At 65.5% G+C, this 12,460-nt stretch carries 11 protein-coding genes and 1 tRNA gene; 4 read left to right on the top strand and 8 right to left on the bottom strand.

All coding sequences use genetic code 11. From position 1 onward, the window contains the following. Window positions 1-11: 11 nt before the first annotated feature. Window positions 12-695, top strand: a complete 684-nt coding sequence (locus LJX93_RS02635) for an OmpW/AlkL family protein (RefSeq protein WP_014589498.1) — start codon at window positions 12-14, stop codon at window positions 693-695. Here the strand turns inward: LJX93_RS02635 and LJX93_RS02630 are convergent. Beyond that, window positions 683-1,906 carry an MFS transporter gene (locus LJX93_RS02630; RefSeq protein ID WP_033703462.1) on the bottom strand — a complete coding sequence of 408 codons (1,224 nt, stop codon included), beginning with the start codon at window positions 1,904-1,906 and terminating at the stop codon, window positions 683-685. The two genes, LJX93_RS02635 and LJX93_RS02630, sit on opposite strands and share 13 nt — an antisense overlap. Window positions 1,907-2,005: 99 nt before the next feature. Here LJX93_RS02630 and LJX93_RS02625 point away from each other — a divergent pair, with 99 nt between their 5' ends. Then, the gene (locus LJX93_RS02625; RefSeq protein ID WP_033703464.1) at window positions 2,006-2,449 is read left to right on the top strand and encodes a winged helix-turn-helix transcriptional regulator; all 444 of its coding nucleotides are present in this window, start codon (window positions 2,006-2,008) and stop codon (window positions 2,447-2,449) included. A 35-nt stretch (window positions 2,450-2,484) separates the two neighbouring features. Here the strand turns inward: LJX93_RS02625 and LJX93_RS02620 are convergent, their stop codons facing one another. The 3 genes from LJX93_RS02620 to LJX93_RS02610 form a co-directional block, all read right to left on the bottom strand. Then, window positions 2,485-3,417, bottom strand: a complete 933-nt coding sequence (locus LJX93_RS02620; protein WP_227696723.1) for an NAD-dependent epimerase/dehydratase family protein — start codon at window positions 3,415-3,417, stop codon at window positions 2,485-2,487. Next, entirely contained in the window at window positions 3,410-4,294 is an 885-nt protein-coding gene (locus LJX93_RS02615; RefSeq protein ID WP_227696722.1) for a sugar nucleotide-binding protein, read from the bottom strand. The genes LJX93_RS02620 and LJX93_RS02615 overlap by 8 nt, the downstream gene beginning before the upstream one ends. Before the next feature lie 119 nt (window positions 4,295-4,413). Then, the gene (locus LJX93_RS02610) at window positions 4,414-5,223 is read right to left on the bottom strand and encodes a helix-turn-helix domain-containing protein (RefSeq protein ID WP_227696721.1); all 810 of its coding nucleotides are present in this window, start codon (window positions 5,221-5,223) and stop codon (window positions 4,414-4,416) included. 178 nt (window positions 5,224-5,401) lie between these two features. On the opposite strand from LJX93_RS02610, the gene LJX93_RS02605 reads away from it, so the two are divergent. Both LJX93_RS02605 and LJX93_RS02600 read left to right on the top strand, forming a co-directional pair. After that, on the top strand, window positions 5,402-6,844 hold the full coding sequence (locus tag LJX93_RS02605; protein ID WP_033703469.1) for an alanine/glycine:cation symporter family protein: 1,443 nt from the start codon (window positions 5,402-5,404) through the stop codon (window positions 6,842-6,844). Between the two features lie 72 nt (window positions 6,845-6,916). Then, window positions 6,917-7,936, top strand: a complete 1,020-nt coding sequence (locus LJX93_RS02600) for an asparaginase (RefSeq protein WP_050506191.1) — start codon at window positions 6,917-6,919, stop codon at window positions 7,934-7,936. A gap of 2 nt (window positions 7,937-7,938) precedes the next feature. On the opposite strand, the gene LJX93_RS02595 is transcribed toward LJX93_RS02600, so the two are convergent. The 4 genes from LJX93_RS02595 to fdhE form a co-directional block, all read right to left on the bottom strand. Then, window positions 7,939-8,034: transfer RNA gene (locus LJX93_RS02595), tRNA-Sec, on the bottom strand. Between the two features lie 6 nt (window positions 8,035-8,040). Further along, window positions 8,041-9,963: a selenocysteine-specific translation elongation factor gene (gene selB / locus LJX93_RS02590; RefSeq protein ID WP_227696720.1), complete on the bottom strand. Its 1,923-nt coding sequence runs from the start codon at window positions 9,961-9,963 to the stop codon at window positions 8,041-8,043. Beyond that, window positions 9,960-11,387, bottom strand: a complete 1,428-nt coding sequence (gene selA / locus LJX93_RS02585; RefSeq protein ID WP_186661156.1) for an L-seryl-tRNA(Sec) selenium transferase — start codon at window positions 11,385-11,387, stop codon at window positions 9,960-9,962. Before selA ends, selB begins: the two co-directional genes overlap by 4 nt. A gap of 144 nt (window positions 11,388-11,531) precedes the next feature. Next, the gene (gene fdhE / locus LJX93_RS02580; RefSeq protein ID WP_227696719.1) at window positions 11,532-12,458 is read right to left on the bottom strand and encodes a formate dehydrogenase accessory protein FdhE; all 927 of its coding nucleotides are present in this window, start codon (window positions 12,456-12,458) and stop codon (window positions 11,532-11,534) included. Window positions 12,459-12,460: the final 2 nt, after the last annotated feature.

Here is a 12,460-nt window from a genome sequence, read left to right as displayed (position 1 = left end):
TGGGAGCTTCCATGAACAAGTCCTTGCTTGGCGCCTCGCTTGTGGCCCTCGCCCTTGCCGCCCCTGCCGCCCACGCCTACCAGGCGGGCGATATGATTCTGCGCGCCGGCGCCATCACTACCGCGCCGAACGAAAGCAGCGGCGACCTGAAGTTCGATGGCAACAAGGTGTCGGGCACCAAGGCGACCCTGGACAGCGACACCCAGCTGGGCCTGACCTTCGCCTACATGCTCACCGACCACATCGGCCTGGAGTTGCTGGCGGCCACCCCGTTCAAGCACACCGTCGGCGTCAAGGGCCTGGGCGGCGGCCTGGACGGCAAGCTGGCCGACATCAAGCAACTGCCACCGACTCTGTCGCTGCAGTACTACCCGATGGAACCCAACTCCAGGTTCCAGCCGTATGCCGGCGTGGGCATCAACTACACCCTGTTCTTCGATGAAGACCTGAGCAGCGCACGCAAGCAACAGGGCTTCAGCAACCTGAAACTGCAGGATTCGGTGGGCATCGCTGGCCAGTTGGGCATGGACTACATGCTGACCGACAACCTGCTGGTCAACGCCTCTGTCTGGTACGTCGACATCGACACCAAGGCCAGTGTCAACGGCCCGACCGCACTGGGCTACAGCAAGACCAAGGTCGACGTCGACGTTGACCCGTGGGTGTACATGGTCGGCCTTGGCTACAAGTTCTGATCCCGGGCCGGGAGGGCGGCCACGGCCGCGCTCCCGGTGCTCGACACCAGCCAGCAGCCCAGCGCTGTGGCACTGATCCCCGCCCCCAACCCGCACACCGCAGCCCATCCCCAACGGGCATAGACCCAGGTCGCCAGTACCGCACCCAGGCCGCTACCCAGCGAATAACAGCACATGTAGGCGCCAATCAGCCGGCTCGCCAGGGCGCTGCGCCCGGCCAACAACAGGCTCTGGTTGGTGACATGCACCGCCTGCACAGCGAAATCGAGCAATACCACGCCCAGCAGAAACGCCACTAGCGAGTGCTCGACGAACGCCGTCGGCAGCCACGACAGCGTCAGCACGCCCAAGGCCAGACCGGTGGTGCGATCGCCCCGCCCTTGGTCGGCCAGGCGACCGGCCCGGGCAGCGGCCAAGGCCCCCGCCACACCCGCCAGGCCAAACAGCCCGATCTGGGTATGGTTGAGCGCCAGGGGTGACGCACTCAGCGGCAGCACCATGGCGCTCCACAGCACGCTGAAGGCGGCGAAGATCAATAATCCATACAACCCTCGCTGGCGCAGCAGCGGGTCTTGTCTGAACAAAGCAAACAGCGAGCCGATCAGCGCCAGGTAACTGGACCGCTGCGCCGCAGGCCGGGTGCCAGGCATGCCGTTCCAGAGCAGCCCGGCCATCAGCACCAGCACCCCGGCTGCGGCAAAATAGACGACGCGCCAGCCGGCCACGTCGGCGACCACGCCAGACACCAGGCGCGCCAACAGAATGCCCAGCACCACCCCGCTGGTGACGGTGCCCACCGCCTGCCCCTGTTGCGTGGGGGTGGCCAGGGTCGCGGCATGCGCCACCATCACCTGCACCATGACCGCCATCAGCCCGACCATGGCCAGCGCCACCAGCAGCACCGCCCAGCCCCAAGCCATGCCGACCGCCACCAACGCCAGCGCCGAAACCAGCAATTGGCCGATGATCAGGCGCTTGCGGTCGATGAGGTCGCCTAACGGCACGATCAGCAGCAAGCCCAGCGCATAACCCGCCTGGGTAGCACCCACCACCCAGCCGATGCGCTGCTGCCCTACCCCAAGGTCCAATGCCATCGACTCAAGCAGTGGCTGGGCGACGTACACGGTGGCCACGGCCATGGCACAGGTGAGCGCCAGCAACAGGGTCATCGCTTGGGTCAGACGAGGGGGTGAAGTGCTTGAGGCGTGCATGGCGTATCCCTCCGAACTGGTTTCAAATTAAAACCACATGTGGCTTTCTAGCAAATGTGGTTTTAATCTGCAACCAGAACAACCGAAGAGTCTTCGCTGATGCTTAACGAAACAAACGCACAATGCCCGGTAGCCCGAGCCCTCGAAGTGCTCGGTGACCGCTGGGCGCTGATGATCTTGCGCGATGCCTTCGATGGTTTACGCCGCTTCAGCGAGTTTCAGAAAAACCTGGGGCTGGCCAAGAACATCCTGGCGTCACGCCTGAAGTTGCTGGTCGAGAGTGGCTTGCTGCAGCTGCAGCCGGCGTCGGATGGGAGTGCCTACAAGGAATACGTGCTGACCGAGAAGGGCCGTTCGGTGTTTCCGCTGGTGATTGCCTTGCGCCAGTGGGGTGAGCGCTTTTTGTTCGAAGCGGGTGAGGCGCGCTCGGCACTGCTGGAGCAGGCCACAGGGCAGGCGATCGCCCCGCTGCAAGTGCGCACTGAGGATGGCCGGGTGTTGCGGCCGGAAGATTGCCAGCGCAGGTTGGTGCGCCACGTATAACTCCGTGACCACCTTCCCACAGTGTCAGGCGGCTTTCAGGCCTTGCCGAGCAGCCGGGACAAACCTTCGACCAACGGCGTTGCCTGCGGGAAGTCGAAGCGCGCCAGCAAGCGCTGATTATCCGCCCGTGAGTGGCGGATATCGCCCGAGCGCGCCGCGCCATAGCTGATCGCAGGCAGGCTGCCGATCACCTTCTCCAGCGCCGCCAGCAGTTGGTTGAGCGACGTGGCCTGGTTCAGCCCGATATTCACCGCCCCCTCCTCGACCTGCTGCTGCTCCAGCGCCTGGATCATCACTTGCACCAGGTCCCCGACATAGAGGAAATCGCGGGTCTGCTCGCCATCACCGAACACCGTGATCGGCAGCCCTTGGGTGGCGCGCTCGCTGAAGATGCTGATCACGCCGGAATACGGCGAGGAAGGGTCCTGGCGCGGGCCGAAAATATTGAAGAAGCGGAAAACCACCGGCTCCAGGCCGTGCTGACGGCGGTAGAAATCCAGGTACTGCTCACTGGCCAGCTTATCCACAGCATAAGGCGTCAGCGGTGCCTTGGGCGTGTCTTCGGCTATCGACTCGCCTTCGCCGTTGTTGCCGTACACCGCAGCACTGGACGCGAACAGTACCCGGCGCACACCGTGCACGCGCATGGCTTCGCAGACATTGAGGGTGCCAATGAAATTGCTCTGGTGCGTCTTTACCGGGTCTTCGACCGAGGCCTGCACCGACGCCACTGCCGCCAGGTGCACCACTGCGCTGCAGCCCGCGGCCGCACGCGTGACCAGGCCGGCATCGGCGACATCGCCTTCGATCAGTTCCAGGCGCGGGTGCGCGATCTGCAGGTTGTCCCACCTGCCGGTGGACAGGTCGTCGAGAATGCGTACGGCGTAACCCTTGTCCAACAGCGCATCGCACAGGTGAGAGCCTATGAAGCCGGCACCGCCGGTGATCAGGATGGGGGCGTCAGCCATGGCGGTAGAAACGGTCCAGTAGAGGTGGCAGGCCAGCGCGCCAGGCGCGCGGCTTGATACCGAAGGTGTGAAGGATTTTCTTGCAGGCCAGCACTGCGTGCTGTGGCTCTTCGCTGGCATCCGGCCGTGCGGCATGGGCCTGCGGCGTGGGGGCCTGCACCGCCAGCTGACGGTACTGGCCGGCCTCGGCAAGAATTGCCTGCCCAAGCGCCAGCGGCGTGGTCGCCTCGTTGCCAGCGTAATGGTAGGTGCCCCACAGCGGTGCACTGCAATCGAGCTGCTTGAGCACCGACAGGATCACCCGGGCCGCATCGTCGACCGGCGTCGGGTTGCCGCGCCGGTCATCGGCCAGCAGCAACTCCTGGGGTTGCTCGGCACGGGTCAGGAAGCGCCCGAGCGCGCCGTCGACGCTCTCGTCGAGCAGCCAGCCAAAGCGCAGCAGCACATGTTGCGGGCACGCCGCACGCACGCTCTGCTCGATACGCCAGAGTGCCTGGCCACGCAGGCCCAGCGGCACCGGCTCGTCCTTCTCGCTGTAGGCCGTGGCCCGCGAGCCATCGAAAACCCGGTAGCTCGAAGGCTGCACCAAGGTGATCTGGTGGTGCTGGCACAACTCTGCCAGCCGCTCCACCGCCCGCTCCTGCTGGGCCAGGCGCTGTTCGCTGACCGACTCGGCCTGGAACCAGTCGAAGTAATAGGCCAGGTTGACCAAGGCATTGGGGCGGTGATCGTCGAGCAGCTGAGTGAGGCTGGCCGGGTCCCAGCCGTTTTCCGGCGGGCGCGGTGCCAGGAATGCGATGTCCTCTTCAGCCCCGAGACGAATCAGCGCTTGCCCGAGGGCATTGCCACCACCCAACAGCATTAGGCGCATACGCATAGAGTCAGCAGATCCGGAGAGGTTGATTGAGGGAAAGGGGTCATTTTGCGGTTTCCTGCCCGGGAAGTCCAACACGGGTGGGTGGCTGCCCTGACGCCATCCCCTGCCCTTGCCAAAACCTATTCGATCTCGAACAACCCATTACTCAACGGCCCCACGCTCAACCGTTCGCGCACGTCGTCATCGATGCGCGGGTCATCCGGCCGGTACAGCTTGACCTGGCGATAGGCATTGATGCGGTTGATCTCTTCGCCCAGGTACTCCCACACCACGCGGGTGCAGGCCGGGTTGCGCCGGTCGCCGCTGGAGACACCGGTCTTGAGGCCGTTCAGGCGGGTGATGCGGCTCTTGAAACTGGGGATGAGGATGGTCTGGCTCATCTCGTTGAGGGTCAACGACTCGTAGTCGATCAGGAACATTCGGTCTTGCAACTGAAACGCCGCGCCCAGGTAGCGGCAACGTACCTCGGCGTGCAGGTCGGTGGTGCTGCTGCGCTCCTGACGCTCCTGGCGCTCGAACAGGAAGCGGCCGCGCTCTTCGCGCAGGTGCACCAGCGACAGCAGCACCGAGCCCGGTACCGACATGCAGTTGGAGTACTCGAAGTAGTAACCGCAGTAGCGCGACAGGTTGCCGGCGTGCTCGTGCAAGGGCCGGAACAATTCACTGATAGGGTCGCTGGGCTGGTCGGCCACGGCCGACACCCGCGCACCGATCAGCCGGGAGAACTGCTCGGGGGGCACGTTCAGTTCGTAATCCTCGACGCCGAAGAAATCGCCGATGCGCTTGAGGTTGAACGCCGTCGGACGGCTCTGGCCGCTCAGGTACTTGTTGAACTGGGCACGGTTGATCGACAGCTGCCGGCAAACTTCCGAGATAGAGCGGTAGTGGCTGCAGGCCAGTTTGAGGTTGGTAGCGAAATGCTCGCTCATGCAGGGGCTTCCAGGTGACGCGAATGGCGCAAGTGTAGCATCAAGTCGCATCAACTCAGAACAAAATGCGAAATTGTAACCACTCTTGTCATAGCCAACCATGCGCCCCAACGCATAGCGGCGCGCCTGCCGCCCGCTGTCTTTCCACACGAAGAATAAGAATCGAGGTCATTTCCCAATGCTCGAAGCACTCAACGATTTCCTCTCGGGGAAACTACTCATCGTGCTGATCGTCGGACTCGGCAGCTACTTCACCATCCGTTCGCGGTTCGTGCAGTTCCGTCATTTCGTGCACATGTTCAGTGTGTTCAAGGAATCGCTGCGCGGCCAGGCAGGCCAGCTGAGTTCGTTCCAGGCCCTGATGCTGAGCCTGGCCGGCCGCGTTGGCGCCGGTAACATCGCCGGTGTCGGTATCGCCGTGACCCTTGGCGGCCCGGGTGCCGTGTTCTGGATGTGGGTCACCGCACTGGTGGGCATGTCCAGCAGCTTCTTCGAATGTACCCTGGCCCAGGTGTACAAGCGCGCCGATGGCGATGGCCTGTACCGGGGTGGCCCGGCTTACTACATTCAGCACGGCCTGAAACTGAAAAGCATGGCCGTGGTGTTCTCCATCCTGCTGCTGGTCACTTATGGCTTCGCCTTCATGGGCTTGCAGTCGTACACCGTGACCCACTCGCTGGAAAACGCCTTCGGCTTCGCGCCGAGCCACACCGGTATCGCCCTGGCGGTGCTGCTGGCCGTGGTGTTCATCGGCGGCATCAAGCGTATCGCTGCCGTGTCGGACCTGTTGGTACCGATCAAGACCCTGGCCTACATCGGCGTGACCCTGTACGTGATCGGCACCCAGATCGAACACGTACCAGCCATGCTGGAAACCATCTTCAAGAGCGCCTTCGGCCTCGACCCCGCGTTCGCCGGCCTGCTTGGCAGCGCCATCGTCATGGGCGTGAAGCGTGGCGTATTCGCCAACGAAGCGGGCCTGGGCAGTGCACCGAACGTTGCCGCAGTGGCCGCGGTGAAACACCCTGGCGCCCAAGGCGTGGTCCAGGCGTTCAGTGTGTTCCTCGACACCTTCGTGATCTGCACCTGCACCGCGCTGTTGATTCTGCTGTCGGGCTTCTACACCCCGGGCTTCGAAGGTGATGGCATTGTCCTGACCCAGAACTCGCTGGCCGCCGTGGTTGGTGACTGGGGCCGCCTGTTCGTCAGCGTGGCGCTGTCGCTGTTCGTGTTCACCTGCATCCTCTACAACTACTACCTGGGCGAGAACAGCCTGCAGTTCCTCAGCCGCAACCGCGTGGTGCTGCTGGTGTTTCGCGCCTTGGTACTGGCGTTGGTGGTGTGGGGTTCGGTGCAGGACCTGTCGACCGTGTTCGCCTTCGCCGACATCACCATGACCTGCCTGGCCTTCGTCAACCTGGTGGCCCTGGCCCTGCTGTTCAAGGTCGGCCTGCGGGTGATGCGCGACTACGACGACCAGCGCAAAGCGGGCATCAAGCAGCCGGTGTTCGATTCTGCCAAGTTCGCCGACCTGGACCTGGACCGCGACGCCTGGCCTGCCAACCCGCAGGTGGAAACAGCCACTGACAAAGCCGTTGGCCAAGCCCAGCCGCAGCGCTGATACTCTCCCCTGCCCAGCCGCCCCACCCGCGGGCGGCTCTTCTTTCTCCGCTCACCGCTACGGATGTTCTCCATGCGCGCAGTAAAGAATCTTCTCGTCCTGTACACCGGCGGCACCATCGGCATGCTCGAAACCCCTGAAGGCCTGGCGCCAGCGGGCGGCTTCGATGCGCGGATGCGCGAGCACTTCGCGCAAATGGCCGATGCCCCCCAGCTGCAGTGGACATTGCAGGAAATGAACCCGCTGCTCGACAGCGCCAACATGCAGCAGCAAAACTGGCTGGCCATGCGCGATGCCATCGTCGAAGCGGTGGACGTTGCCGGCCACGATGGCGTGCTGGTGCTGCATGGCACCGACACCCTGGCCTACAGCGCGGCGGCGTTGTCGTTCCTGCTGCTTGGCTTGCCGGTGCCGGTATTGCTGACCGGCTCGATGCTGCCAGCCGGCGTGCCGGGCAGTGATGCCTGGGACAACCTGTGCGGCGCGCTGCGCCAGTGCGAGCAAGGCCTTGAAGAGGGCGTGCAGCTGTACTTCCACGGCCAGTTGCTGCATGGCTGCCGGGCGTCGAAGCTGCGCAGCGAGGCCTTTGATGCCTTTGCCGCGCTGCCGCGTCATCGCGACGGTGAGCGTGCCACTGCCCTGCCTGCCGAGCTTGGCTACAAGCACCCACGTCAGCCGGTCAATCTGGCGCTGATGCCAGTGTTTCCTGGCTTGCAGGCCGGGCATTTGCGGGCGCTGCTCGACAGCGGCGTGCAGGGGCTGTTGCTGGAGTGCTATGGCAGCGGCACGGGGCCATCGGATGACCAAGCCTTGCTTGATGCGCTGCAGGCGGCCCGTCAGCGGGGTGTGATGCTGGTTGCGATAAGCCAGTGCCCGGAAGGGTCGGTGGTGTTCGATACCTATGCGGCGGGCAACCGCCTGCGTGGCGCAGGCCTGGTAAGCGGCGGCGGCATGACCCGTGAAGCGGCGTTGGGCAAGATGTTTGCGCTGCTGGGGGCGGGGCTGGATGCTGCAGCGGCAGAGCAGTGGTTTGCGCTGGATCTGTGCGGCGAGAGGGGTTGCTCCGCGAAGAGCCCCGAACAGTCAGAATAAAGTGGCGGAAGGCAGCGGGAGTCGAACCTGCCCGGGAACGGCTGCCGTCCCCAACCGGGTTTGAAGCCCGGCCGCGCCACCGGGCGCGATTGCCTTCCTTGAACTCAGTGCCTGGCCTGCTGCTGGGCCAGGGCGCTGTCGGCGCGGATGTAACGCTGGTCGGCCACCCTGCGGGTCAGGCCGATGCGGTCGAAATATTCCAGAATCTGGACACTGCGTTTGCGACCGATGCCCAACATATCGCGAAACGCCGCCACCTGCACTATCGGCGCTTCATTCGCCTGGCCAAGCAGCAACGCGGCCATGCGCTGGATCGTCGCCGCCGGGTAGAACAGGTCGCGTACCACCTGGTGCACCAGCCCGAGCCTTGCCAGCTTGCGCAACAGCAGGCGTACATCCGCTTCGGCGCAGCCCGCTTCATTGGCCAAGGCCCTGACCCACGGTGGGTCGAATTGCCCCTCCAGCAAACATGGCTCCAGCCTTGCCCACAATGCGTTGTCGGCCTCGCTCAACTGCACCTTGTGATCGGGCAGATGCAACCAAGGCCCGCTGCTGGAAACCTGCCCCTCATCGAGCAGTTCATCCAGCAGGCTTACAAACGCCGGGCGCTCCAGCGGCAAGGCCGCAAAGCGTCGCAAGCGGTCGCGGTCCGGGCCGAGCTGGTCGGGCTCCTGCTGGTGAAACAGCGCCAGCTGCGCCAGCAGTTGCTGCTTGAGGGCGCACCACTGGGCATCGGCAAACAACAACTGCCCCTGGCGCGTGGCAATCACCTGCACCTCCGCCGGCAACTGCCAGCTGACCCGCAGGCGGTTGAACTGCCGCTCCAGCCGCTGCGGGTCAAGCCCTCCGGCAGCGGTGGCAAGCAAGGCCGGTAACGCCTGCTCCAGATCCTCGGTATCACGCAGCACCTGCAACTGGCGCAGCCGGGGCTCGCTGCGACGCTGCCGGCTGGGCGCAAACGGGTCGAGTACCCGCCCGCCCCCTAGCGTGCGCTGGGCGCGCTGATCGCGCAGCACCAGCCGATCGCCATGCACGGCCTGCAGCGGCGCGTTGAGTAGCAACTGGGCAAACATGCGCTGGCCTGCCTGCAGTACTTCGCCTTCGAGCAATGCCACGCGGGCAGTCACATCCTGGGTGCCCAAGTGGACGTGCACGGCGCTGAAATGCTCGAACGGGCGGGGCTCGCCGGCAAGCAGCGTGAGCTCGATATCCACCCGGACACTGGGCGCATGCAGCCACTCGGGCACCAGCCAGTCACCCCGGTGTACCTGCTCGACCGCCAGCCGCTCGGCCGCGATGTTCAACGCCACCCGCTGGCCCGCTTCGGCCACCAGCGCCGCTTGGCTCTGCGCATGCAGGCCACGCACGCGCACGGGTTTGCCCGCTTTGCCCAACAGCAAGGTATCGCCGGCACGGACCTGGCCGGCCAATGCCGTGCCGGTGACCACCACGCCGGCACCGGAGACGGCGAAGGCACGGTCGATGGCCAGGCGAAAACCACCGCGCACACTGCGCTGCCGCACGCGCCCTTGAGCCTGCAGCAGCGCCTGGCGCAACGCCGCCACCCCCTCACCCGTGACGCTGGAAAGGGCAAATTGCGGCGCGCCCGCATACGGCCCCGGCGCCAGCAGCGCGGCAACCTGCGCTTGCACCTCGGCCACCCGCGCGGGCGCTACCCGGTCGCACTTGCTGACCGCCACCAGTGCCTGGGGGATGCCCAGCAATTGAATGATCGCCAGGTGCTCGCGGGTCTGCGGCATGACGCCGTCGTCCGCGGCCACCACCAGCAACACCAGGTCGATGCCGTGGGCACCGGCGAGCATGTTGTGGATAAAACGCTCGTGGCCGGGCACGTCGATGAAGCCGGTCAGCGGCGCACCTTCGGCCAGGGCTGCATAGCGGTAGCCGAGATCGATGGTCATGCCGCGCTCGCGCTCTTCCTGGCGATGGTCACCCGCCTGCCCGGTCAGGGCCTGCAGCAGCGCGGTCTTGCCGTGGTCGATATGGCCGGCGGTGCCAACGATCACTGCACCGGCCCCAACTGCAGGGCCGGCAGTTGCGCCAACCACTGGGCTTCGTCGTCCAACTGGCGCAGGTCGAGCCACAGTGCATCGTCGTCGATGCGCCCGAGCACCGGTACCGGAAGGTTGCGCAAGGCCCGCTCCAACACATGCAGGCTACGCCCGCGCAGCTTCTTCGACACCCGCGGGCGCAGGCACAGCGCGGCGCTGGGCAGGCGTGCAACCGGCTGGCTGCCACTGCCGATCATGCCCAATGCTGGCTCCACGCTGACGGCCCACTGTGCGTCGAGGCGGGCCTTGAGTTCCGGTGCCAGGCGCTCGGCCTGGGCCTGGATTTCGGCCTGGCTGCGGGTCAGCAGGCGCAGGCTGGGCAGGCGCTCGGCCAGCCGGTCGGGGTTGCGGTACAGCGCCAGCACCGCCTCAAGCGCGGCGAGGGTGATCTTGTCGACGCGCAGCGCGCGTTTGAGGGGGTTTTTCTTGATCTTGGCGATCAGCGCCTTGCGCCCGACGATGATCCCGGCCTGCGGGCCGCCCAGCAGCTTGTCGCCGCTGAAGGTGACGATATCGGCGCCGTCGGCCAGGGCCTGGCGCACGGTCGGTTCGGCGGGCAGGCCCCAGCGAGTCATATCGAGCAGGCTGCCACTGCCCAGGTCTTCGAGCAGGGGCAGGTCATGTTGGTGGGCAATGTGCGCGAGTTCGGCGGTGGGCACCTGAGTGGTGAAGCCCTGGATGCTGTAGTTGCTGCAGTGCACGCGCATCAGCAGGCCGGTACGCGGGTTGATCGCGCCTTCGTAGTCGCGGGCATGGGTGCGGTTGGTGGTGCCGACTTCGTGCAGGCGCACGCCGGCGCGGGCCATGATGTCGGGGATGCGGAAGGCACCGCCGATCTCGATCAGCTCGCCCCGGGAGATGATGCCCTCCTTGCGCGCGCCCAGGCTGTTCAGCGCCAGCAGCACGGCGGCGGCGTTGTTGTTGACCACGGTGACGGCTTCGGCGCCGGTCAGCTCGCGGATCAGCCCTTCGATCAGGTCGTCGCGGTCACCGCGCTTGCCGGTGGCCAGGTCGAACTCCAGGTTGAGCGGGTAGCGGGCGGCGGTCTGCATGGCTTCAATGGCCTCTTCCGGCAACAAGGCGCGGCCGAGGTTGGTGTGCAGCACGGTGCCAGTGAGGTTGAACACGCGGCGGACCTGGCTACGTTGCTGGGTGGCCAGGCGCTCGCCGGTGCGGCCCAACAGCACGTCTGCGGCCAGTTCGGCGGTGCTGAGTTGGCCTTGGCGGGTGGGTTCGCGCAGGTCGTCGAGCAGTTGGCGCAGCGTATTCAACACGGCGTCGCGGCCATGCCGGTCGATCAGCGGGAGGCAGGCCGGGTGGCGCAGGAGGGTGTCGATGGAAGGCAGGCGTGGGGCGTTATCGGCGAGGCTTGAAGACATCAGGTACTACCTTGAGCTGGTCCGTTGTCTGTTCTGGCCCTTTCGCGGGGCAAGCCCGCTTCCACAGTTTTCGGAAAAAGCGCAGTACCTGTGGGAGCGGGCTTGCCCCGCGGAAAGGGCGACTCGAACTTGCAGTGTAGACACTCAGCCACCACCCGGCGCCAGCATCAGGTTCGGTGCCAGGCGATGAAAGCCTTCCTCATCCAAGCGCATATCCAGTGCCAGGCTGGCCAAGTCATCGGCCAACGGCTCGGCCGCCGCATCGTTTTCCAGGTAACTCTGCTTCAGGTAGCTGTTGCACCCCGGGCAGCACTCGGCCCGTAGTGGCGCCTTGCCCGGCGCGTGGCGATCATCCTCCAGGCTGGTATAGCGCAGGCCCTTGCTCGACTCGCAGTACACGCACTTGACCCGCACCACATGCCACTCGCAGGCACACAACGAACACGCCAGGTAACGCAGGCCGTTGTGCTTGCCACGGTTGCGCACCACCCCGGCCATCGCCGGCGAGCCGCAGGCCGGGCACTGGGCCTGGCTGCCAGAGGGCTTGAGCTCGGCGGCCGGCAGCGCCAGCAGCCAGCTGAACCACGCGGCTTGTAGCGCGGCGCCGAGAAACGGCACCAACGCTGCCGGCACGGCGTCGAACTGCCCAGCCAGCAAGGCGATGCCCCACCCCTTGCGCTGGCTGTCGTCACTGTCGCGCAGTGCCTGCAACGCCACAGCCAACGGGCCGCTGGCCTCTTCGTCAAAGTGCTCGATCAACGCCTGCATCCACGCCAGCCACGGCCCTTCGCGCACCAGGCTGTCGGCTGCAAGGGGCGGCAGCCCATGGCTTATGCACAGGCGCTGACGCGCTTCGGCCACCGGTAAACCACCGGGCGGGTTATCCACAAGCTGCTGCTGGAAGCGGCACAGCCAGGCGATCAGGCGCAGGTAATCGCCAAGGGCATTACCCACTGCCAACTGCTCCAGCCGCTCGGCACGCTGGGCGAACAAGTCCTTGGGCGGCAGATGAATGAACGGCGGCGCCACCGCCGACGCTTCGATCTGCCCGGGTTCGAGTATCGTGCTCACAC

The sequence above is a fragment of the Pseudomonas sp. HN2-3 genome (genome assembly GCF_020691745.1).
GTDB classification, from domain to species: domain Bacteria; phylum Pseudomonadota; class Gammaproteobacteria; order Pseudomonadales; family Pseudomonadaceae; genus Aquipseudomonas; species Aquipseudomonas capeferrum.
This window is presented reverse-complemented; position numbering and strand designations above follow the sequence as displayed.

What these genes read in the sequence shown, in the direction of transcription:
- LJX93_RS02635 (WP_014589498.1), top strand. Translation starts at nt 12, where the DNA reads ATGAACAAGTCCTTGCTTGGCGCCTCGCTTGTGGCCCTCGCCCTTGCC.
- selA (WP_186661156.1), bottom strand. Translation starts at nt 11,387, where the DNA reads ATGTCTTCAAGCCTCGCCGATAACGCCCCACGCCTGCCTTCCATCGAC.
- LJX93_RS02620 (WP_227696723.1), bottom strand. Translation starts at nt 3,417, where the DNA reads ATGGCTGACGCCCCCATCCTGATCACCGGCGGTGCCGGCTTCATAGGC.
- LJX93_RS02610 (WP_227696721.1), bottom strand. Translation starts at nt 5,223, where the DNA reads ATGAGCGAGCATTTCGCTACCAACCTCAAACTGGCCTGCAGCCACTAC.
- LJX93_RS02630 (WP_033703462.1), bottom strand. Translation starts at nt 1,906, where the DNA reads ATGCACGCCTCAAGCACTTCACCCCCTCGTCTGACCCAAGCGATGACC.
- LJX93_RS02625 (WP_033703464.1), top strand. Translation starts at nt 2,006, where the DNA reads ATGCTTAACGAAACAAACGCACAATGCCCGGTAGCCCGAGCCCTCGAA.
- LJX93_RS02600 (WP_050506191.1), top strand. Translation starts at nt 6,917, where the DNA reads ATGCGCGCAGTAAAGAATCTTCTCGTCCTGTACACCGGCGGCACCATC.
- LJX93_RS02615 (WP_227696722.1), bottom strand. Translation starts at nt 4,294, where the DNA reads ATGCGTATGCGCCTAATGCTGTTGGGTGGTGGCAATGCCCTCGGGCAA.
- LJX93_RS02605 (WP_033703469.1), top strand. Translation starts at nt 5,402, where the DNA reads ATGCTCGAAGCACTCAACGATTTCCTCTCGGGGAAACTACTCATCGTG.